At 74.0% G+C, this 19079-nt stretch carries 15 protein-coding genes and 4 tRNA genes; 12 read left to right on the top strand and 7 right to left on the bottom strand.

Translation table 11 applies throughout. The annotated features are described in order from the left end of the window. Positions 1–44: 44 nt before the first annotated feature. The 5 genes from WCS02_RS04195 to WCS02_RS04175 form a co-directional block, all read right to left on the bottom strand. A complete protein-coding gene (locus WCS02_RS04195) occupies positions 45–875 on the bottom strand; it encodes an IclR family transcriptional regulator domain-containing protein (protein WP_340290167.1) in 831 nt (276 codons plus the stop codon). Positions 876–937: 62 nt separating this feature from the next. After that, positions 938–1011 (bottom strand) — tRNA-Val (locus WCS02_RS04190). Between the two features lie 35 nt (positions 1012–1046). Continuing rightward, a tRNA-Cys gene (locus WCS02_RS04185) sits at positions 1047–1117 on the bottom strand. Positions 1118–1164: 47 nt separating this feature from the next. Next, a tRNA-Gly gene (locus WCS02_RS04180) sits at positions 1165–1236 on the bottom strand. Positions 1237–1313: 77 nt separating this feature from the next. Beyond that, positions 1314–1736, bottom strand: a complete 423-nt coding sequence (locus WCS02_RS04175) for an SsgA family sporulation/cell division regulator (RefSeq protein ID WP_340290164.1) — start codon at positions 1734–1736, stop codon at positions 1314–1316. Between the two features lie 177 nt (positions 1737–1913). On the opposite strand from WCS02_RS04175, the gene WCS02_RS04170 reads away from it, so the two are divergent. The 8 genes from WCS02_RS04170 to WCS02_RS04135 all read left to right on the top strand — a co-directional run bounded on the left by WCS02_RS04170 (position 1914) and on the right by WCS02_RS04135 (position 11109). Next, the gene (locus WCS02_RS04170; RefSeq protein WP_340290161.1) at positions 1914–2423 is read left to right on the top strand and encodes a PGPGW domain-containing protein; all 510 of its coding nucleotides are present in this window, start codon (positions 1914–1916) and stop codon (positions 2421–2423) included. A 75-nt stretch (positions 2424–2498) separates the two neighbouring features. Then, positions 2499–2571 (top strand) — tRNA-Val (locus WCS02_RS04165). 251 nt (positions 2572–2822) lie between these two features. Next, positions 2823–3830 carry a LacI family DNA-binding transcriptional regulator gene (locus WCS02_RS04160; RefSeq protein WP_340290158.1) on the top strand — a complete coding sequence of 336 codons (1008 nt, stop codon included), beginning with the start codon at positions 2823–2825 and terminating at the stop codon, positions 3828–3830. A gap of 194 nt (positions 3831–4024) precedes the next feature. Beyond that, positions 4025–5329 carry an ABC transporter substrate-binding protein gene (locus WCS02_RS04155; RefSeq protein ID WP_340290155.1) on the top strand — a complete coding sequence of 435 codons (1305 nt, stop codon included), beginning with the start codon at positions 4025–4027 and terminating at the stop codon, positions 5327–5329. Between the two features lie 98 nt (positions 5330–5427). Next, on the top strand, positions 5428–6333 hold the full coding sequence (locus WCS02_RS04150; protein WP_376984048.1) for a carbohydrate ABC transporter permease: 906 nt from the start codon (positions 5428–5430) through the stop codon (positions 6331–6333). Further along, positions 6330–7244: a carbohydrate ABC transporter permease gene (locus WCS02_RS04145; protein WP_340290152.1), complete on the top strand. Its 915-nt coding sequence runs from the start codon at positions 6330–6332 to the stop codon at positions 7242–7244. The genes WCS02_RS04150 and WCS02_RS04145 overlap by 4 nt, the downstream gene beginning before the upstream one ends. After that, positions 7241–9589 carry an alpha-xylosidase gene (gene yicI, locus WCS02_RS04140; protein WP_340290149.1) on the top strand — a complete coding sequence of 783 codons (2349 nt, stop codon included), beginning with the start codon at positions 7241–7243 and terminating at the stop codon, positions 9587–9589. Before WCS02_RS04145 ends, yicI begins: the two co-directional genes overlap by 4 nt. After that, positions 9586–11109, top strand: coding sequence for a GH1 family beta-glucosidase (locus tag WCS02_RS04135; protein ID WP_340290146.1), 1524 nt, complete (start codon positions 9586–9588; stop codon positions 11107–11109). Before yicI ends, WCS02_RS04135 begins: the two co-directional genes overlap by 4 nt. 16 nt (positions 11110–11125) lie before the next feature. Here WCS02_RS04135 and WCS02_RS04130 read toward each other — a convergent pair whose 3' ends face one another. Continuing rightward, the gene (locus WCS02_RS04130) at positions 11126–11884 is read right to left on the bottom strand and encodes a hypothetical protein (protein ID WP_340290143.1); all 759 of its coding nucleotides are present in this window, start codon (positions 11882–11884) and stop codon (positions 11126–11128) included. A 70-nt stretch (positions 11885–11954) separates the two neighbouring features. Between WCS02_RS04130 and recQ the strand changes: the two genes are divergently transcribed. Continuing rightward, the gene (gene recQ / locus WCS02_RS04125) at positions 11955–13796 is read left to right on the top strand and encodes a DNA helicase RecQ (protein WP_340290140.1); all 1842 of its coding nucleotides are present in this window, start codon (positions 11955–11957) and stop codon (positions 13794–13796) included. 99 nt (positions 13797–13895) lie between these two features. Here recQ and WCS02_RS04120 read toward each other — a convergent pair whose 3' ends face one another. Beyond that, complete coding sequence (locus tag WCS02_RS04120; protein WP_340290137.1) at positions 13896–15521, bottom strand: amidase family protein; 1626 nt, start codon at positions 15519–15521, stop codon at positions 13896–13898. Positions 15522–15698: 177 nt separating this feature from the next. On the opposite strand from WCS02_RS04120, the gene thrS reads away from it, so the two are divergent. The 3 genes from thrS to pgsA all read left to right on the top strand — a co-directional run bounded on the left by thrS (position 15699) and on the right by pgsA (position 19026). Further along, complete coding sequence (gene thrS, locus WCS02_RS04115; RefSeq protein WP_340290134.1) at positions 15699–17768, top strand: threonine--tRNA ligase; 2070 nt, start codon at positions 15699–15701, stop codon at positions 17766–17768. Positions 17769–17860: 92 nt separating this feature from the next. Further along, positions 17861–18382 (top strand): HIT family protein, encoded by a 522-nt coding sequence (locus WCS02_RS04110; RefSeq protein ID WP_340290208.1) that lies wholly within the window; start codon positions 17861–17863, stop codon positions 18380–18382. Next, positions 18376–19026, top strand: coding sequence for a phosphatidylinositol phosphate synthase (gene pgsA, locus WCS02_RS04105; RefSeq protein ID WP_340290131.1), 651 nt, complete (start codon positions 18376–18378; stop codon positions 19024–19026). Before WCS02_RS04110 ends, pgsA begins: the two co-directional genes overlap by 7 nt. Positions 19027–19079: the final 53 nt, after the last annotated feature.

The following is a 19079-nucleotide window of genomic DNA, read 5'->3' as shown; positions in this document are numbered from 1 at the left end:
CCTCCGGGACGGCGGACGGTGCGCGAGCGGTCCGGCAGCGCGTGTCAGGGGCGGGCGGGCAGTGCCGGCGCGGCCCGGTCGGCGCCCGAGACGGGCAGCGCGCCCACCCGGGCCAGGTCTGCGCCGATGTCCGCGGCGGTGCGCAGCAGCAGCGGCAGGTGCTCCCCCAGCAGCGTCCCCACCGACGTCTCCGCGGCGTGGACGGTGACGTTGGCGGCGGCCACAACGCGCCCGTCGCCGTCGCGCAGCGGTGCGGCCACCGAGCGGATGCCCGGGGCGAGCTGCTCGTCGGTGAGCGCCCAGCCCTGCGCGCGCACCTCGCGCAGCGCGGCGTCGAGCTCGGCGGGGGAGGGCTGCCAGCGCTGCTGCACGCCGGACCGGCTGGGCTGGGCCAGCACGCCGGCGAGGTCCGCGGGGTCGAGCGCGGCGAGCAGCACCTTGCCCAGCGACGTGGGCACCGCCGGGAACCGGGTCCCCACCGACACCTGCAGGGCGATGATCTTGGGGACGGCGACGCGGGCGACGTAGACGATGTCGGAGCCGTCGAGCTGGGCCAGGGAGCAGGACTCCCCGGTGCGCGCGACCAGGGCCTCCATGTGCGGCCGGGCGAGCTCCCAGAGCCCGGACGCCTGGACGTAGGCCGTGCCCAGGTCGAGGACGCGCGGCGTGAGCTCCCAGCCGCGCGGGGTGGACCGGGCGTAGCCGAGCGCCTGCAGGGTGAGCAGGATCCGCCGGGCGGTGGGCCGGGCCAGGCCCGTCTCGGTCGCGACCTCGCTCAGCGACATCGCCGGGCGGCCGGGCCCGAAGGCCGTGAGGACGTCCAGGCCGCGGGCGACCGCCTCGACGAAGTCCGGGTCCTCGCCGCGACGCTGCATCGTGCTCCCTCGTCGGCGCGGACGGTGCGGGACGACGAGAGGCCCCCGCGGGGGCCTCGGGGTGGACGCGAGAGGACTCGAACCTCCGACCTCATCCGTGTCAGGGATGCGCTCTAACCAACTGAGCTACGCGTCCGGGATGCACCCGGGTGGTGCGGTGGTGCTGTGGAGAGGTGGAGACGGGATTCGAACCCGTGTACACGGCTTTGCAGGCCGTTGCCTCGCCTCTCGGCCACTCCACCACGTGCAGACGTCCCAGGCTGACGTCCACCCGTGCGGGACGGCTCCGAGCGGATGACGGGATTCGAACCCGCGACCCTCACCTTGGCAAGGTGATGCGCTACCACTGCGCCACATCCGCATTCTCCGCATGGCCGCCAGGGGCGGCCGTGCGGTGCTGGAGCAGACTAGCCCAGCGGCCGACCGGTGCCAAAACCGTCAGGCGGTCAGGCGCGCCACGACGTCGTCGACGTCCAGGTGGAGGGGCTCGCTGCCGGCGGGGACGACCTCGAGCGTGCGGTCGACGAACAGCCGCATGTCGTCGGCGTCGGCGTGCAGCACGGCGCGGCCGTCGGGGGAGGACAGCGCCAGCACGACGATGTCACCGTCGACCCCGCGCGAGGGCCAGACGTGGACGTCGCCGAGGCCGGTGGCGCGGTCGAGGCCCTCGAGCAGCAGGTCGCGGGCGAACACCCACTCCACGGACGTCTCGCCGTCGCCGCCGCGGAACAGGGCGCGCACGGCGTACGGGTCGGCGGCGACGTAGCGCAGCGACACGGGCAGGGGGACGGGACCGGCGTCCGGGACCACCAGACGGAGGGTGACCTCGACGTCGACGTCGACCTTGTGCTTCTCGACCACGGGGTTCTCCTCTGGGCGGTCGGCGGGCGCTGCCTGCCGAGCTCGTGTGCTGTCACGTTCCCCGTGACCGGGGGTGGCAAACCCTGTGCGGTCCTCCTCGTCACCCGTCCGGAGCAGCCCGGACCACCCGCTCGCCCGCGGTCTGCACCCTGCGTCACGCGCGCCTACGCTGACCCCGTGGAGCGCACGGCGCCGGACGTCGAGGAGGACCCCGTCCTGGGGGACCCCGCGACCCGGCCCGGGCGCCGCTCGCCGCGCTGGTGGCGCCACCTGAGGGCCCGCACCCGCGCCGTCCGCGCCCGGGTGCGACGCACCACCGTCGGGCGTGTGGGCTGGCGGATCGGCGTCGGCGTCGTCGGCGGGCTCCTGCTCGTCGTCGGCGTGGTCGCGATCCCCGGCCCCGGCCAGGGCTGGGCGCTGGTGTTCCTGGCGCTGGCGATCCTGTCCACGGAGTTCCGCTGGGCCAACCGGGCCAGGACGGCGCTGTGGGTGCGCCTGGTCAGGGCGCGCCGCGCCTACGCCGCGATGTCACCGGCCCGTCGCGCCCTCGTCGTGGTCGGCCTCGTCCTGCTCGTGGCGGTGTGCCTCGCGGCGGCGTGGTGGGTATCGCTGCTGCTGGCCGGCATCCCGGGCTGGGTGCCCTCCCCGGCCGCCGACCTGCTCGACCGGGTCCCCGGCGTCGACTGAGCGTCGGGGAGGGCCGGCCGTGCCCGTGCCCGGCCGCGCATCCCCTACGATGCTCCTCGGTCGCGCTGCGGCCGCGGGCGGTTAGCTCAGTTGGTAGAGCACGTCGTTCACACCGACGGGGTCGCTGGTTCGAGTCCAGTACCGCCCACCCTGCACGACAGCCGGGCCCCCGGCGGGCCTCCGCCCGCCGGGGGGCCGCTCTGCTGTCCCAGCGTCTCTGGCGGCTCTCGCTGCCGGTGCCCGTACCGTCCGCGACGAGCGAGCCGCCCCCCGGGCCTGCGTCGCCGGAAGCGTTTCGACGGATGTGCCGGGAACCCTTGCGCATGCCGGGAGGCCGGCCGTACGGTCGTGCCGCGCTGCATCGTCGAAGCGCTTCGCCACCGGACAGGGAGGTCTGGCATGACGAGCATCCACGACGTCGCCCGGGCCGCCGGGGTGTCGATCAGCACCGTGTCGTACGCCCTCAGCGGCAAGCGGCGCATCACCGAGACCACCCGCCGCAAGGTGGAGGACGCCGTCCGCGAGCTCGGCTACCGGCCGCACGCCGGGGCCCGGATGCTCGCCGGCAGCCAGACCTTCATCCTCGCCGTCACCGAACCGCTGCGCTCCTACACCTACGCGCCCGCCCACATGGCGTTCGTGCTCGCCGTGGCGGGCGCCGCCCGCCGCCACGACTACGACGTGCTGCTCCTCACCCAGGAGGAGGCCACGGCCGGCCTGCGCAGGGTGACGTCGAGCCGGCTCGTCGACGGCATCGTCGTGCTGGACGTGACGACCGACGACGACCGGGTCGCGCTCGTCCGCACCCTCGACGTGCCGTCCGTGGTGGTCGGCGTCCCCGCCGACACCGATGGCCTGGTGTGCGTCGACCTGGACTTCGAGGCCGCGGCACGGCTGGTCGTCGACCGCCTCGCCGACGCCGGCCACCGGGTCGTCGGCCTGCTCGGGCACCCGCACGCGGTGTACGTCCAGGGGTCGAACTTCCCGCCCCGGGTGCGCGACGCGTTCCTCGCCCGGGCGCAGGAGCGCGGCCTCGAGGCGCGCTTCGTCATGCCCGAGCGCGACACGGCCTCCGCGCGGGCGGCCGTCACCGAGCTGCTCGGCCCGGACGGCGACTGCACGGGCCTCGTCATGCACTGCGAGGAGTCGGTCCAGACCACCGCGCTGGACCTGCTCCGCGAGCGCGGCCTGGCCGTGCCGGGCGACGTGTCCGTCGTGTCCGTCGCCTCGACGTTCGACACCGCCGCCCTGCCCGTGCCGCTGGACGTGGTGCCGCTGGTGCCCGAGCGCAGCTGCGACCGCGCCGTCGAGCTCGTCATGGCGCAGCTCGCGGGGGGCGTCGAGCCCGTCGTCGAGCTCCTCGAGCCGACGTACGTCGCGCACGGCTCCGTGGGGCCGCCGCCGTGACGCCGCGCAGCGCCGTCGTCCACCCGCCGGCGCACGGTCGACGCAGGACCCGGCCGCCGCCGTGAGCGGCGCACGACCGGCCGCGTCGCCGCATCGTCGAAACGCTTCGACGATCGCCGCGTGGAGAGCGCACCCAGACCCACCAAACCACCCACCGCACCACCCACCGCACCACCTACGAGGAGGTAGGCACCATGAGGAACAGCAGGCTGCAGATCGGCACGACCGTCCTGGTCGTCGGGGCGCTCGCGCTCGCGGCGTGCGGCGGCGGGGGCGACGACGCCGCGGCCGGGGGCGAGGGGGACACCCTGCGCCTGTGGCACTTCGAGTCCGACACCAGCGCCATGGGCATCGCCTGGGAGGAGGCCATCGCCACCTTCGAGGAGGAGACCGGCGCCACGGTCGAGTTCGAGGAGCGCAGCTTCGAGCAGATCCGCACCACCGCCAGCCAGGTGCTCAACTCCGACGAGGCGCCCGACATCCTCGAGTACAACAAGGGCAACGCCACCGCCGGCCTGCTCGCGAGCCAGGGCCTGCTGAGCCCGCTCGACGACGCGGTCGAGGAGTACGGCTGGGACTCCCAGCTCGCGCCGGCCCTGCAGACCACGGCCCGCTACGACGAGTCCGGGATCATGGGCTCCGGCAGCTGGTACGGCGTCCCCAACTACGGCGAGTTCGTGGAGTTCTACTACAACGAGGACATGTTCGCCGAGTACGGCGTCGAGGTGCCGACCAGCACCGAGGAGCTCGAGGTGGCGATGCAGACGTTCGCCGACGCGGGCGTCACGCCGCTGGCGGAGGCCGCCTCGGAGTACCCGCTCGGGCAGCTCTGGTACCAGCTCGCCCTCAGCAAGGCCGACCGCGAGTGGGTCGACAGCTACCAGCTGTACGCCGACGACGTGGACTTCACCGGCGAGCAGATCAGCTACGCCACCGAGACCGTGAAGGCGTGGTCCGACGCCGGCTACATCTCCTCCGACGCGACCGGCCTGGCGGCCGAGGACGCCGGTGTCGCGTTCATCGACGGCGAGTACCCGATGTTCTACTCGGGCAGCTGGTGGCACAACCGGTTCACGACCGAGATCGAGGGCTTCGAGTTCGGCACGTTCCTGTACCCCGGCGCCGAGATGTCCCCCGGGTCTGCCGGCAACATGTGGGTGATCCCGGTCGAGGCCCGCAACCCCGAGCTCGCCGCGCAGTTCATCGACATCACCATGCGCCCGGAGATCCAGGCCCTGATCGGCAACAACGGCGGCGTGCCCGTCGCCGCGGACCCCGCCGACATCGAGGACGAGAAGTCGCAGGAGCTCATCGAGAACTTCAACACCCTCAACGAGCGCGACGGCCTGGCGTTCTACCCCGACTGGCCCACCGCCACCTTCTACGACGACCTCAACGCCGGCCTGCAGGAGCTGCTCAACGGGACCCTGACCCCGGCCGAGGTCAACGAGCAGCTCGGCCAGCAGTACGCCGACGGCGTCGCGGACATCACGGGCTGAGCGTCGTGCCGACCAGCGCAGCAGGCACGACAGGTGCCACCGCGCCGTCCGCCGGGGGGCGCACCGCCGCCCCCCGGCGGGCGGGCCGGCCGAGCCTCATCCCGGGCCAGCGCCGCCACACCTACTGGGTCTACCTGGTGCCGGGCCTCGCCCTGCTCACCCTCGTCGTCCTGGTGCCGCTGGTCTGGAACGTCTACCTGACGTTCACGTCCTACCGCGGCATCCGCCCGCCGGAGTTCGTCGGCCTGGACAACTGGGTAGAGCTCGCGGGCGACACCGTGTTCTGGACCTCGTTCCGCAACTCCGTGGCCATGGTCGTGGCGATGGTCGTCGTCCCGACCGGCCTGGGGCTCGTGCTCGCGGCGATGCTCTTCGACCTGGTCGGCAAGAAGTTCGGCGGCCGGGTCGCGAGCTTCCTGCGGGCCACGTACTACCTGCCGCAGATCCTCCCCGGCGTCATCGCCGCGATCGTCATCGGCTGGATCCTGCGGCCGCAGAACGGGGCGCTCAACACGGTGCTCGGGGCCGTCGGCCTGGACGCCCTGCAGGCCAACTGGCTCGGCGACCCCCGCACCGCGCTGCCCAGCATCATGGTCGTGCTCGTCTGGGTGCAGATCGGCTACCCGGTCGTCATCTTCATGGCGGCGCTGCAGCGGGTCGACCCGGAGCTGTACGAGGCCGCCGAGCTGGACGGCGCGGGCTGGTTCCAGCGCTTCCGCGCCATCACGGTGAGCATCATCCGGCCGGAGATCTTCGTCGTGGTCCTCACCTGCGCGATCGCCGCGCTCAAGGTGTTCGGGCCGGTCTACGCCCTCACCGGCGGGGGGCCCGGCACCTCGACGATCGTCCCCGCCTACTACGCCTACAGCGAGTTCTTCCAGTCCCAGCAGGTGGGCTACGGCGCGACCATCGCCACGGCGCTCACCGTCGTCATCGCCGTGCTCGCGGTGGCGTTCGTCCTCGTCCAGGCCAGGCTCGAACGAGCAGAGGAGCAGGGCCGATGACCGCGCAGCCCACCACCGCACCAGGCACCCTCGTCCCCGCCCAGGGCGGCCCGCCCCGCGAGCGCACCCCGGCCCCCCGGCGCCGGGCCCGCCGCACCGTCGGCGACTGGGCGACCCTCGCGCTCGCCGTCGCCGTCGGCGCGCTCATCGCCGTGCCGTTCCTGCTCATCCTCGTCAACTCCTTCAAGTCCCCGGCGGACTACAGCACCGGCGGCCCGCTGTCGCTGCCCTCGGCGCTCTACACCGATGGCATCGTCGCCTTCTGGGAGCGGGTCGACTTCCCGCAGAAGCTGTGGAACAGCTTCGTCATCTCCGGGCTCGTGGCGGTCTTCGCCGTCACGCTGTCGGTGCTCAACGCCTTCGCTCTCGGCATCGGGCGGATCAAGGGGCGGACCTGGGTCGTCCTGCTCATCCTGCTGGCCAACATGCTCCCGCAGGAGGTGCTGCTCTACCCGCTGTACTTCATGTTCAAGGAGGTCGGGCTCTACAACTCGATCTGGTCGGTGGTCATCATCTTCACCGTCATCCAGAGCGCGTTCGGCACCTACCTGCTGGCCAGCGTCTACGGCACGTTCCCCAAGGAGATGCTCGAGGCCGCGGCCCTGGACGGGGCGAGCCGGCTGCAGATCCTCCTGCGCGTCGTCGTCCCGATCTCGCGCCCGACCCTGTCGGTGCTGCTCATCTTCTTCTTCATCTGGACGTGGAACGAGTTCCTCATCCCGCTGACGTTCCTCGTCAGCAACGACGTGCAGACGGTCCCGGTCGCGGTGACGGTCCTGCAGGGCGACCGGCTCATGGACGTCACGACGACGTCGGCCTCCGCGCTGCTGGGGCTGCTCCCCACGCTCGTGTTCTTCCTCGTCTTCCAGCGCACCCTCACCCGGGGCATCACGGCAGGAGCAGTGAAGTGAAGTTCACCGACGGGTTCTGGCACACCCGGCCGGGCGTCGACGCCCAGCTCGCCCGCGAGGCGCGCCACGTCGAGGCCCGCCACGCCCCCGGCGGGGACCGGCTGGTCGTCCAGGCACCCACCCGCGTCATCGCCGGACGCGGCGACACCCTCAACCGGCCGGTGCTCACGGTCACCCTGTCCAGCCCGCTCGAGGGCGTGGTCAGGGTCCGGATCGAGCACCACCGCGGCACGCCCGCCTCGCCCGGCTTCGACCTGGTCGGCGCCGAGAAGGGCCACGGCAGCGCCTGGGTGGACGGGGGCGAGGGCGTCCTGGAGACCGGGGGCCTCACCGCCCGGGTCCGGCTCGGCGCGCCGTGGGACCTGCGCTTCGAGCACGACGGGCGCGTCCTCACCCGCAGCGGCGAGAAGTCCGTCGGGTGGATGGGCCTGGACGACGGTGCCCCCGTCGCGGCCGAGCCCGCCGGCGTCGCCGGGGTGAGCACCACGGGCCTGGCGCCGGCCCGCTCCTACGTCCGCGCCCAGCTGTCCCTCGGCGTGGGCGAGCTCGTCTACGGCCTCGGCGAGCGCTTCGGCCCGCTGGTGAAGAACGGCCAGGCGGTCGACGTGTGGAACGCCGACGGCGGCACGTCCAGCGAGCAGTCGTACAAGAACGTGCCGTTCTACCTCACCAACCGCGGCTACGGCGTCCTCGTCAACCACCCCGAGCACGTCTCGTTCGAGGTGGGCAGCGAGGCCGTCGAGCAGGTCCAGTTCAGCGTGCCGGGGGAGACCCTGGAGTACCTCGTCGTCGCCGGGCCCACCCCCCGGGAGGTGCTGCAGCGCTACACCCGCCTCACCGGGCGCCCGGCGCGGGTGCCGGCCTGGAGCTACGGGCTGTGGCTGTCGACGTCGTTCACCACCGACTACGACGAGGAGACGGTCAACGCCTTCATCGACGGGATGGCCGAGCGGGACCTGCCGCTGTCGGTGTTCCACTTCGACTGCTTCTGGATGCGCGAGTTCCGCTGGACCGACTTCCGCTGGGACCCCGACACGTTCCCGGACCCCGAGGGCATGCTCGCCCGCCTGCACGGGCGCGGCCTGCGGGTGAGCGCCTGGCTGAACCCCTACATCGCGCAGGCGTCGCCGCTGTTCGACGAGGCGCACGAGGCGGGGTACCTGGTCCGCCGCGCCGACGGCAGCACCTGGCAGTGGGACATGTGGCAGGCCGGCATGGCCCTGGTCGACTTCACCCACCCGGACGCGACCGCCTGGTACCAGGACAAGGTCCGCGGCCTGCTGGCGCAGGGCGTCGACGCGGTGAAGACCGACTTCGGCGAGCGGGTGCCCACCGACGTCGTCTGGCACGACGGCACCGACCCCGGCGTCATGCACAACTGGTACGCCCAGCTGTACAACCAGGCCGTCTTCGACGTGCTGCAGGAGGTCCGCGGCGAGGGCGAGGCCGTGCTGTTCGCGCGCTCGGCGACCGCCGGGGGCCAGCGCCTGCCCGTGCACTGGGGCGGCGACAGCTCCAGCTCCTTCGAGTCCATGGCCGAGAGCCTGCGCGGCGGCCTCAGCCTGGCGATGAGCGGCTTCGGCTTCTGGAGCCACGACATCGGCGGCTTCGAGGGCGACCCCGACCCGGCGGTGTTCAAGCGCTGGCTGGCCTTCGGGCTGCTGTCGAGCCACTCCCGGCTGCACGGCTCCCAGAGCTACCGCGTGCCGTGGGCGTTCGACGACGGCACCGAGGAGCCCGGGCAGTCCGCGGTCGAGGTGGCCCGCACCTTCACCACGCTCAAGCTCCGCCTCATGCCGTACCTGTTCCAGGTGGGCCTCGCCGCCCACGAGCACGGCCTGCCGTTCATGCGGCCCATGCAGCTGGAGTTCGCGGGCGACCCCGCCGTGGACCACCTGGACCGGCAGTACATGCTCGGCCCGGACCTGCTGGTCGCCCCGGTCATGTCCGCCGACGGCGAGGTGACCTACTACCTGCCGGCCGGGCGCTGGACGAACCTGCTCACCGACGAGGTGGTCACGGGCGGCAGCTGGCGTACCGAACGCCACGGCTTCGACTCCGCGCCGCTGTGGGTGCACGAGGGGGCGGTGCTCGTCACCGGTTCCCGCTCCGACACCCCGGACTACGACTACGCCGACGGTGCGCTCGTCACCGTCCACCCCGGCGAGGGCGACCGCGCGGTGGTCGTCACCCACCCGACCACCGGCGCGGTGACGACGTTCCGGGTCGCCCGCGACGCCTCGGGCGCCACCGTCACCGCCGAGCCGCCGGTCGCCTTCCGGGCACGCCTCGTGGGCGGGGCCGAGGTGCCTGCCACCGCCGGCACCGCCAGGCTCGAGGCATGAGCGCCCCCACGGCCCAGGCCGTGCACCCCGGCGGCCCGGACGGCCCCGGCCGCTCGGTCGACCTGGCCGCGGTCTCCCGGACCGGCCCGGACGACGACTACCGCGGGCGAGGGCTCGTCCTCCCGCCGGGCTTCGTGCTCGGCTCGGCCACCGCCGCCTACCAGGTGGAGGGCGGCGCGCACGAGGGCGGGCGGGGACCCAGCATCTGGGACACCTTCAGCCGCACGCCGGGCAAGGTGTGGGGCGGGGACACCGGGGACGTCGCCGCCGACCAGTACCACCGGCTCGACCAGGACCTCGACCTCATGGCCTCGCTCGGGCTGCACGCCTACCGCTTCTCGGTGGCCTGGTCGCGGGTGCAGCCGACCGGCAGGGGGCCCGCCAACCCCGAGGGCCTGGCGTTCTACGACCGGCTCGTCGACGGGCTGCTCGCCCGCGGCATCACCCCGGTCGCGACGCTGTACCACTGGGACCTGCCGCAGGCGCTGGAGGACGAGGGCGGCTGGCCCGTGCGCGCGACCGCCGAGGCGTTCGCGGACTACGCGGCGCTGCTCGGCACCGCCCTGGGCGACCGGGTCGGCACCTGGACGACGATGAACGAGCCGTGGTGCTCGGCGTACCTCGGCTACGGCTCGGGCGCGCACGCGCCGGGGCGCACCGAGCCGGCCGCGGCGCTGGCCGCCGTCCACCACCTCAACCTGGGCCACGGGCTCGCGGTGCAGGCGCTGCGGGCGGCGTCGACGGGCACCCCGGAGTACTCGGTCACCCTCAACATGCACGTCTTCCGGGGCGAGGGCGAGGGGGCCGCCGACGCGGTCCGGCTCGTCGACGGGCTCGCCAACCGCGTGTTCCTCCAGCCGCTGCTCGAGGGCGGCTACCCCGAGGACGTCGTGGCGGCCACGGCGGCGCTGACCGACTGGTCGTTCGTCCGCGACGGCGACGCGGCGACGGTCCGGCAGCCCCTGGACGTGCTGGGCGTCAACTACTACGCGACCACCCGGGTCCGTCGCTGGGACGGCACGGGACCGCGCCTCATGGCCGACGGGCACAAGGACATGGGCGGCACGCCGTGGCCCGGCGCCGACCACGTGGAGTTCCTGCCGCAGCCGGGGCCGCACACCGACATGGGGTGGAACATCGAGCCCGCCGGGCTCGAGGAGGTGCTCGTCGACCTCGCCGCCCGGTACCCGGGCCTGCCGCTCATGGTCACCGAGAACGGGGCGGCCTTCGCCGACGAGGTCGTCGAGGACCCCACGGCGCCGGGCGGCCGCGCCGTGCACGACGTGGAGCGCGTGGACTACCTGCGCCGCCACGTCACGGCGTGCCACCGGGCGCTGGCGCGCGGCGTCGACCTGCGCGGGTACCTCGTGTGGTCGCTGCTGGACAACTTCGAGTGGGGCTACGGGTACTCCAAGCGCTTCGGCATCGTCCGGGTCGACTACGAGACCCAGGAGCGGCTGCCCAAGGACAGCGCCCGCTGGTTCTCCGAGCTCGCGCGCACCGGGACCGTCCCGGCCTGAGGCCGGTCCGGCCCGCTCACCACAGCACGTCGTCGCCCGGGCCGGCCCCCAGGCCGTCGGGGCGGGGCCCGTCGGGGCGTCGCGAGACGACCTGGCGGGCCCGCCGGGACCGGGCGGCGGCCCAGCCCGCGACCACGCCGGCCGGGCCCGTCTTGCCGGCGCGGAGCCGGGTGAGCCGTGCCGGCCCCACGGACATCGGGCGCGGCAGGGTCCAGCTCGACACCAGCCAGCCGGGCAGGCCGAGCAGGGCGAGGACCCGGCCGAGGCGCTCGGACTCGATGTAGTGCTCCGGGTCCAGGGCCTCGGCGAGCACGTCGCGCAGCTCGCCCGCCACGCCCGGCACGCCGAACGCCCGCGCCATCGCCCCGGCGTGGTGCTCGCCGCGGGGCTGGTCGTCGTCGTCGGGGTCGAGCACCGACGGCTCGCTGAGGTAGCGGAGGGCCTCGACGCCGTCGCCGCCGTCCTCGACGTCACCCACCTCCCGGAGCAGCACGAGCGCGAGCAGCCGGTCGCGCACCACGGTGACGAGCAGGGTCGGGCCGAGCCGCGCCATCTCGGCGCCGACGTCCTCCAGGTCGCGCCCGCCGTCGGCGACGAACAGCCCCGTGCCCGCGGCGACCACGACGACGTCGGGCCCCTCCTGCGGGCCGACCCACCCGGTGAACCCGAGGGCGCGGGCTCGCTCGAGGACCGCCTGCGCGCCGGCGCGGACCACCAGACCGCGGTAGCCGTACCCCGCCCGCTCCTCGCCCACCGGTGCGACGCCGTAGACCATCCCGCCATCCTCGTGCACAGGGGCCCCCGGGCCGCAGCCCGTGCGGTGCCGGCCGTCATAGGCTCGCCCCGTGCCCACCGACCTCGCTCCCGCGGCCGACGTCGACGAGGCCCTGGAGGCCCTGCGCCGGGTCTGGGGCTACGACGAGTTCCGGCCCGGGCAGCGCGAGGTGGTCGAGCACCTGGTCGGGGGCGGTGACGCGCTCGTCCTCATGCCCACCGGCGGCGGCAAGTCGCTCTGCTACCAGGTGCCCGCGCTCGTCCGGGAGGGCACCGCCGTCGTCGTCTCCCCGCTCATCGCCCTCATGCAGGACCAGGTCGACGCGCTGCGGACCGCCGGGGTGCGGGCCGGCTTCCTCAACTCCACCCTGCTGCCGCACGAGCGGCAGGAGGTGGAGGACGCGTTCGTCTCCGGCGACCTCGACCTGCTGTACCTGGCCCCGGAGGCGCTGCGCGGGCAGGGCGCCCAGCGGCTGCTCGACCGCGGCCGGGTCAGCCTGTTCGCCATCGACGAGGCGCACTGCGTCGCCCAGTGGGGCCACGACTTCCGGCCGGACTACCTGGCGCTGTCCGTGCTCCACGAGCGCTGGCCCGACGTGCCGCGCATCGCCCTCACCGCGACCGCGACCACGCAGACCCGGGAGGAGATCGTCCGGCGCCTCGACCTGGGCTCGGCGCGGCAGTTCGTCGCCAGCTTCGACCGGCCGAACATCCGCTACCGGGTGGTGCCCAAGGCCGAGCCGAAGACCCAGCTGCTGGAGCTGCTGCGCACCGAGCACCCCGGCGACGCCGGCATCGTCTACTGCCTGTCGCGGGCGTCGGTGGAGAAGGTCGCCGACCAGCTCGTGGCCGCGGGCATCACGGCGCTGCCGTACCACGCGGGCCTGGACGCGTCGGTCCGGCTGCGGAACCAGCAGCGCTTCCTCCGCGAGGAGGGCGTCGTCATGGTCGCGACCATCGCCTTCGGGATGGGCATCGACAAGCCCGACGTCCGCTTCGTCGCCCACCTCGACCTGCCCAAGTCCGTCGAGGGCTACTACCAGGAGACCGGGCGGGCCGGTCGGGACGGGCTGCCCGCCACGGCCTGGCTGGCGTACGGCCTCAACGACGTCGTCCAGCAGCGGCGCATGATCGACACCTCCGACGGCGACCTGGCCCGGCGCCGCGCGCTCGGCGCCCACCTGGACGCCATGCTCGCCCTCTGCGAGACCGCGACCTGCCGGCGGGTCCAGCTGCTCGCCTACTTCGACGAGGAGTCCGCGCCCTGCGGCAACTGCGACACCTGCCTGGAGCCGCCGGAGACCTGGGACGGCACCGTCGCGGCGCAGAAGCTGCTGTCCACGGTGCTGCGGCTGCAGCGCGAGCGGGGCCAGGCCTTCGGCGCCGGGCAGTCGGTCGACATCCTGCTGGGGAAGACGACGCCCAAGGTCACCCAGCAGGGCCACGACGGGCTGAGCACCTTCGGCATCGGCACCGAGCTCACCGACGCCGGCTGGCGCGGGGTCGTGCGCCAGCTGCTCGCGCAGGGGCTGCTCGCGGTGCAGGGGGAGTACGGCGTGCTCGCGCTCACCGAGGGCAGCGGGCAGGTGCTGCGGGGCGAGCGGCAGGTGCTGCTCCGGCGCGAGCAGCCCCGGCCCGCCTCCCGCAGCCGCCGGTCCGCCTCGGCCGCCGCCGACCTGCCGGCCGAGGTGCAGACGGTGTTCGAGCGGCTGCGCGCCTGGCGCGCCGCTGCCGCCAAGGAGCGCGGCGTGCCCGCGTACGTCATCTTCCACGACGCCACGCTGCGGCAGGTCGCCCTCGACGCGCCCGCGTCGCTGGCCGAGCTGGGCCGGGTGAGCGGCGTGGGCGAGACCAAGCTCGCGACCTACGGCGAGGGCGTGCTCGCCGCGGTCGCGGGGGACGACCCGGCCTGAGGGCGCCGGGCTGACGACGCGTCGGGGCCGCCGGACGGCGGGACCCACCTGGTGTGGGTCCCGCCGTCGGCGGAGCCGTCCCTGCCCCGGAGGGAGGGGTCAGGGCGCGCAGCTGTCGTCGCGCTCCTCCTCGGGCTCGAGGCAGCGGAACAGGGTGGGGTTGACCTCGGACGGCGGGCGGCGCAGCAGGCTGGCCTGCTCGTAGTCGTAGGCCAGGCTCAGCAGCGTCTCCTCGGCGAAGGCGGTGCCCATGAACGTGACGTTGGCCGGCCGGCCGTTCGCCGCGGCGTAGCCCGCGGGCACCGACACGCTCGGGTAGCCGGCGCGGGCGGCCACGCCGGTGGTGGCCGACAGCGACACGACGGCGTCGAGGTCGTTGGTGGTCAGGACCGTGTCGATGCTCGCGCGGCTCTCGGTCAGCCCCTGGGTGCGGGCCGCCTCGTAGGCCGCGAGGGTGGCCGGGTCCGTGAGGTCGACCGCCTCGGACTCCACCAGCAGCGTCTGGCCGAACTTCATCTCCGGCCGGCCCTGGTTGAAGGCGACGATGTCGCTGAGGGTGTCCATCGGCGCCTCCTCGGGCAGCCGCGCCAGGTAGGCGTTGATGTCGCGCTCGAACTCCGCGACGAGGATCGAGGGGGCCTGGCTGCCCGGCACCGTGACGGGCACGAGCGTCGCGCCCTGGGCGGTGAGGGTGTCGACCGCCGCCTGAAGCAGCGGGTTGAGCGGGGTGGGCGGGGTCGTCGGCGCGGGGACGACCAGCCCGAGGCGCGCGCCCTGCAGCGAGGTGTCGGACAGTGCGGCGGCGTAGTCGAGGTCGACGTACGGCGCGGCGCCCGCGGTCGCGGGGTCCTCGGGGTCCACCGACACCATGGCGTCCAGCAGCAGCGCGGCGTCGGTGACCGTCGTGGTCATCGGCCCGGCCGTGTCCTGGGTCGCGGAGATCGGGATGATGCCGGTGCGGCTCACCAGGCCGACCGTCGGCTTGACCGCCGCGAGCGAGTTCGCCTGGGCCGGGCTGAGGATCGAGCCCGAGGTCTCGGTGCCGATGCCGACCGGGGCCATCCCCACGGCGATGCCGGCCCCGGTGCCCGAGCTGGACCCCGACGGCGTGACGCTCGCGTCGTAGGGGTTGAGCACCTGCCCGCCGAGGGAGCTGTAGCCGCTGGGCATGCCGGCGGTGGTGAAGTTGGCGTACTCGCTGAGGTTCGTCTTGCCGAGCACGACCGCGCCCGCCTCCTCCAGGGCGGTGACCAGCGGCGCGTCGGTGGCGGGGTAGCTGTCCTCCAGGGCGATCGAGCCCGCGGTCGTCGGCATCCCGGCGACGTCGATGTTGTCCTTGAGGAGGACGGGCACCCCGTGCAGCGGGCCGCGGACGACGCCCCGGCTGCGCTCGCGGTCCAGCACCCTCGCGTCGTCGACGGCGTCGGGGTTGAGCGCGCGGACGGCGTTGATGCCGGGCCCGTCGGTGTTGAGCAGCTCGATCCGCTCGGTGTAGGCGGCCACCAGCTGGCGGCTGGTGACGCGGCGGGTGGCCAGCAGGGCGGACAGGTCGGCCGCGGTGGCGGTCTCCAGGTCGACGGCGGCCAGCGCGGGGGCGCGGGGCGCGGTCGCGACGAGCGCGGGCAGGGCCGAGGTGTCGACGGTGAGGACGCCGCCGGACAGGGCGGCGGTGGTGAGGAGCGCGGCGGCAGCGGTGCCGAGCCGGCGGGTGGCGGGACGGGTCACGGAGGTCCTCTCAGGTCACGGGCGGGTCGCCGCGAACCTAGGCACGCCGTGCGTCACCGGCGTGACGACCCTGTGTCGATCGCATGTCGCACCGGGTCACCCCTCGGGAGGGCCGCCGCGCGGCGCCGGTCCTCGCCGGTCCCTGCCGGTCGCCGCGGCCCCACTACCGTGGCGCCCATGACCGAGACCGTCCCCGCACCGGACCAGAGCACCCCGCCCGAGGCCCCCACCGGCCCCACGGTGACGGTGACGGTCGACGGCGCCGAGGTGCAGGTCGCCGCGGGGGCCCCGGCCTCGGAGGCGCTCGAGGCCGCCGGCGTCCTGGCCCGCGACACCGTGGTCGCCCGGGTGGACGGCGTCCTGCGCGACCTGGACTCCCCGCTGGCCGGCGGCGAGGCCGTCGAGGCCGTGTCCTCGTCCTCCGACGAGGGCCTGGCCGTGCTGCGCCACTCCGCCGCCCACGTCCTGGCCCAGGCGGTCCAGCAGCTGCGCCCCGACGCCCGGCTCGGCATCGGCCCGCCCGTGCGTGACGGCTTCTACTACGACTTCGACGTCGACGTGCCGTTCACCCCGGACGACGTCAAGGCGCTGGAGAAGGGGATGCAGCGCATCGTCAAGGAGGGCCAGACCTTCCGGCGCCGCGTCGTCACCGAGGACGAGGCGCGCGCCGAGCTCGCCGGCGAGCCGTACAAGCTCGAGCTCATCGGTCTCAAGGGCCCCGACGCCGCGGGTGCGGCCGAGGGCGCCGACGCCGAGGTGGGCGGCGCCGAGCTGACCATCTACGACAACGTCCGCCGAGGCGGCGAGGTCGCCTGGAAGGACCTGTGCCGCGGGCCCCACGTGCCGAGCACCCGGATGCTGGCCAACGGCTGGAAGCTCATGCGCACGGCCGCCGCCTACTGGCGCGGCTCCTCGACGAACCCCCAGCTGCAGCGCGTCTACGGGACCGCGTGGCCGACCAAGGAGGAGCTCACCGCCTACACCGAGCGGCTCGCCGAGGCCGAGCGCCGCGACCACCGCCGCCTCGGCACCGAGCTCGACCTGTTCAGCTTCCCCGACGAGATCGGGTCGGGCCTGGCGGTCTTCCACCCCAAGGGCGGCATCGTCCGGCGCGAGATGGAGGACTACTCCCGGCGCCGGCACGAGGAGGCGGGCTACGACTTCGTCTACTCCCCGCACATCACCAAGGCCCAGCTGTTCGAGACCTCGGGCCACCTGGACTGGTACGCCGACGGCATGTACCCGCCCATGCACCTGGACGAGGAGCGCGGCGCGGACGGGCAGGTCCGTCGGCAGGGGCAGGACTACTACCTCAAGCCGATGAACTGCCCGATGCACGACCTCATCTTCCGCAGCCGGGGCCGGTCCTACCGCGAGCTGCCGCTGCGGATGTTCGAGTTCGGCACGGTCTACCGGTACGAGAAGTCTGGCGTGGTCCACGGCATGACCCGGGCCCGCGGCTTCACCCAGGACGACGCCCACATCTTCTGCACCCGTGAGCAGATGAAGGACGAGCTCACCGACCTGCTCACCTTCGTCCTGGGCCTGCTGGGGGACTACGGCCTCGACGACTTCTACCTCGAGCTGTCGACCCGCAACCCGGACAAGTCCGTCGGCGACGACGACACCTGGGAGGAGGCGACCCGGACCCTGCAGGAGGTGGCCGAGGCCTCGGGCCTGCACCTGGTGCCCGACCCCGGCGGCGCCGCGTTCTACGGGCCCAAGATCTCCGTCCAGGCCCGCGACGCCATCGGGCGCACCTGGCAGATGTCGACCATCCAGCTGGACTTCAACCTGCCCGAGCGCTTCGAGCTGGAGTACCAGGCGGCCGACGGCACCCGGCAGCGCCCCGTGATGATCCACCGCGCGCTGTTCGGCTCGATCGAGCGGTTCTTCGCCGTGCTCACCGAGCACTACGCCGGGGCCTTCCCCCCGTGGCTGGCCCCCGTCCAGGTGGTCGGCATCCCCGTCACCGACGAGCACGTGCCGCACCTGCAGCACGTCGCCGGGCTGCTGCGGGCGCAGGGGGTCCGGGTCCAGGTCGACGTCTCCGACGACCGGATGCCGAAGAAGATCCGCACCCACACCAAGCAGAAGGTGCCGTTCCAGCTGATCGCCGGCGACGACGACGTGGCCGTGGGCGCGGTGTCGTTCCGCTACCGCGACGGCCGCCAGGACAACGCCGTGCCCGTCGAGGAGGCGGTGGCCCGCATCGTCCAGGCGGTGCGCGACCGCGTGCAGGTGTGACCGGGCAGACCGGGGCGGGGGAGCAGGGACCCGTCGAGCAGGGACCCGTCGAGCAGGGCCCCGTCGAGCAGGGACCCGTCGAGCCCGGCCTCATGACCGGGGTGCCGGACGCCTTCCAGCGGCTGTGGACCCCGCACCGCTGGGCGTACCTGTCCGGGCAGGACAAGCCCGCCGACGACTCCGAGGGCGAGTGCCCGTTCTGCCGGGTGCCCGGCCTGCCCGACGAGGAGGGCCTCGTCGTCGCGCGCGGGGAGCACGCGTTCGTCGTGCTCAACCTGTACCCGTACAACCCGGGCCACCTGCTCGTCTGCCCGTACCGCCACGTCGCCGACTACACGGACCTCACCGAGGACGAGGTGGCCGAGGTCGCCTCGCTCACCCGGTCCGCGATGCGCGTGCTGCGCCACGTCTCGCACCCGCACGGCTTCAACCTCGGCATGAACCAGGGACCGGTGGCCGGGGCCGGGGTCGCGGCCCACCTGCACCAGCACGTCGTCCCGCGCTGGGGCGGGGACTCCAACTTCCTGCCGGTCGTCGCGCGCACCAAGGCGGTGCCGGTGCTGCTGTCGGAGACCCGCGGGCTGCTCGCGGACGCGTGGGAGCAGGCGTGCTAGCCCGGCGCCTGCGCGGCACGGTGCGGCTGCTGCTCGCCGCGCCCGCCCGTGCCCTCGTGGCCGTGGGCATCGGGCCGAACGCGGTGACGGTGGCCGGGACGCTCGGCGTCGTCGTCAGCGCGCTCGTCTTCTGGCCCGCCGGCCGGCTCGAGGCGGGCGCCTGGCTGATCTTCCTGTTCGCCATGTTCGACTCCCTCGACGGGACCGTCGCGCGGCTGTCGGGCAAGTCGACGCTGTGGGGCTCGTTCCTGGACTCCACGCTCGACCGCGTCGCCGACGCCAGCATCTTCGGTGCGCTCGCCGTGTACTTCCACCTGGAGGGCGACACGCTCGGCACGGTGCTGTCGGTCGCGGTGGTCGGTGCCGGGGCGCTCGTCCCGTACGCCCGCGCCAAGGCCGAGAGCGTCGGCGTCGTCGCGGACAACGGCATCGCCGAGCGCGGGGACCGTCTGGCGCTCGGCATCTTCGCCACCTGGTCCACCCAGGCCCTCGGGGTGCCGGTGGTCGTGCTCCACGTCGTCCTCGGCCTGCTGCTCGCCGCCAGCCTCGTCACCACCGTGCAGCGCGGCGCCCGGGTCCACCGCGCCGTCGGCCGCACGCCCGTGCCGGACGCCGAGCCGGTCGCGGACCCCGCCGCCCGGTGACCCCTGGCAGCGTCCCCGCCCGGCTGCGGGACGGGCTCGTCGCGGCGGCCTAC

It is taken from the genome of Aquipuribacter hungaricus (genome assembly GCF_037860755.1).
GTDB lineage: Bacteria > Actinomycetota > Actinomycetes > Actinomycetales > JBBAYJ01 > Aquipuribacter > Aquipuribacter hungaricus.
This window is presented reverse-complemented; position numbering and strand designations above follow the sequence as displayed.

Excerpts from the sequence above, each read along its gene's own strand:
- WCS02_RS04160 (WP_340290158.1), top strand. The coding sequence starts at position 2,823 with ATGACGAGCATCCACGACGTCGCCCGGGCCGCCGGGGTGTCGATCAGC.
- thrS (WP_340290134.1), top strand. The coding sequence starts at position 15,699 with ATGACCGAGACCGTCCCCGCACCGGACCAGAGCACCCCGCCCGAGGCC.
- WCS02_RS04130 (WP_340290143.1), bottom strand. The coding sequence starts at position 11,884 with ATGGTCTACGGCGTCGCACCGGTGGGCGAGGAGCGGGCGGGGTACGGC.
- WCS02_RS04110 (WP_340290208.1), top strand. The coding sequence starts at position 17,861 with ATGACCGGGGTGCCGGACGCCTTCCAGCGGCTGTGGACCCCGCACCGC.
- WCS02_RS04195 (WP_340290167.1), bottom strand. The coding sequence starts at position 875 with ATGCAGCGTCGCGGCGAGGACCCGGACTTCGTCGAGGCGGTCGCCCGC.
- WCS02_RS04145 (WP_340290152.1), top strand. The coding sequence starts at position 6,330 with ATGACCGCGCAGCCCACCACCGCACCAGGCACCCTCGTCCCCGCCCAG.
- WCS02_RS04155 (WP_340290155.1), top strand. The coding sequence starts at position 4,025 with ATGAGGAACAGCAGGCTGCAGATCGGCACGACCGTCCTGGTCGTCGGG.
- WCS02_RS04135 (WP_340290146.1), top strand. The coding sequence starts at position 9,586 with ATGAGCGCCCCCACGGCCCAGGCCGTGCACCCCGGCGGCCCGGACGGC.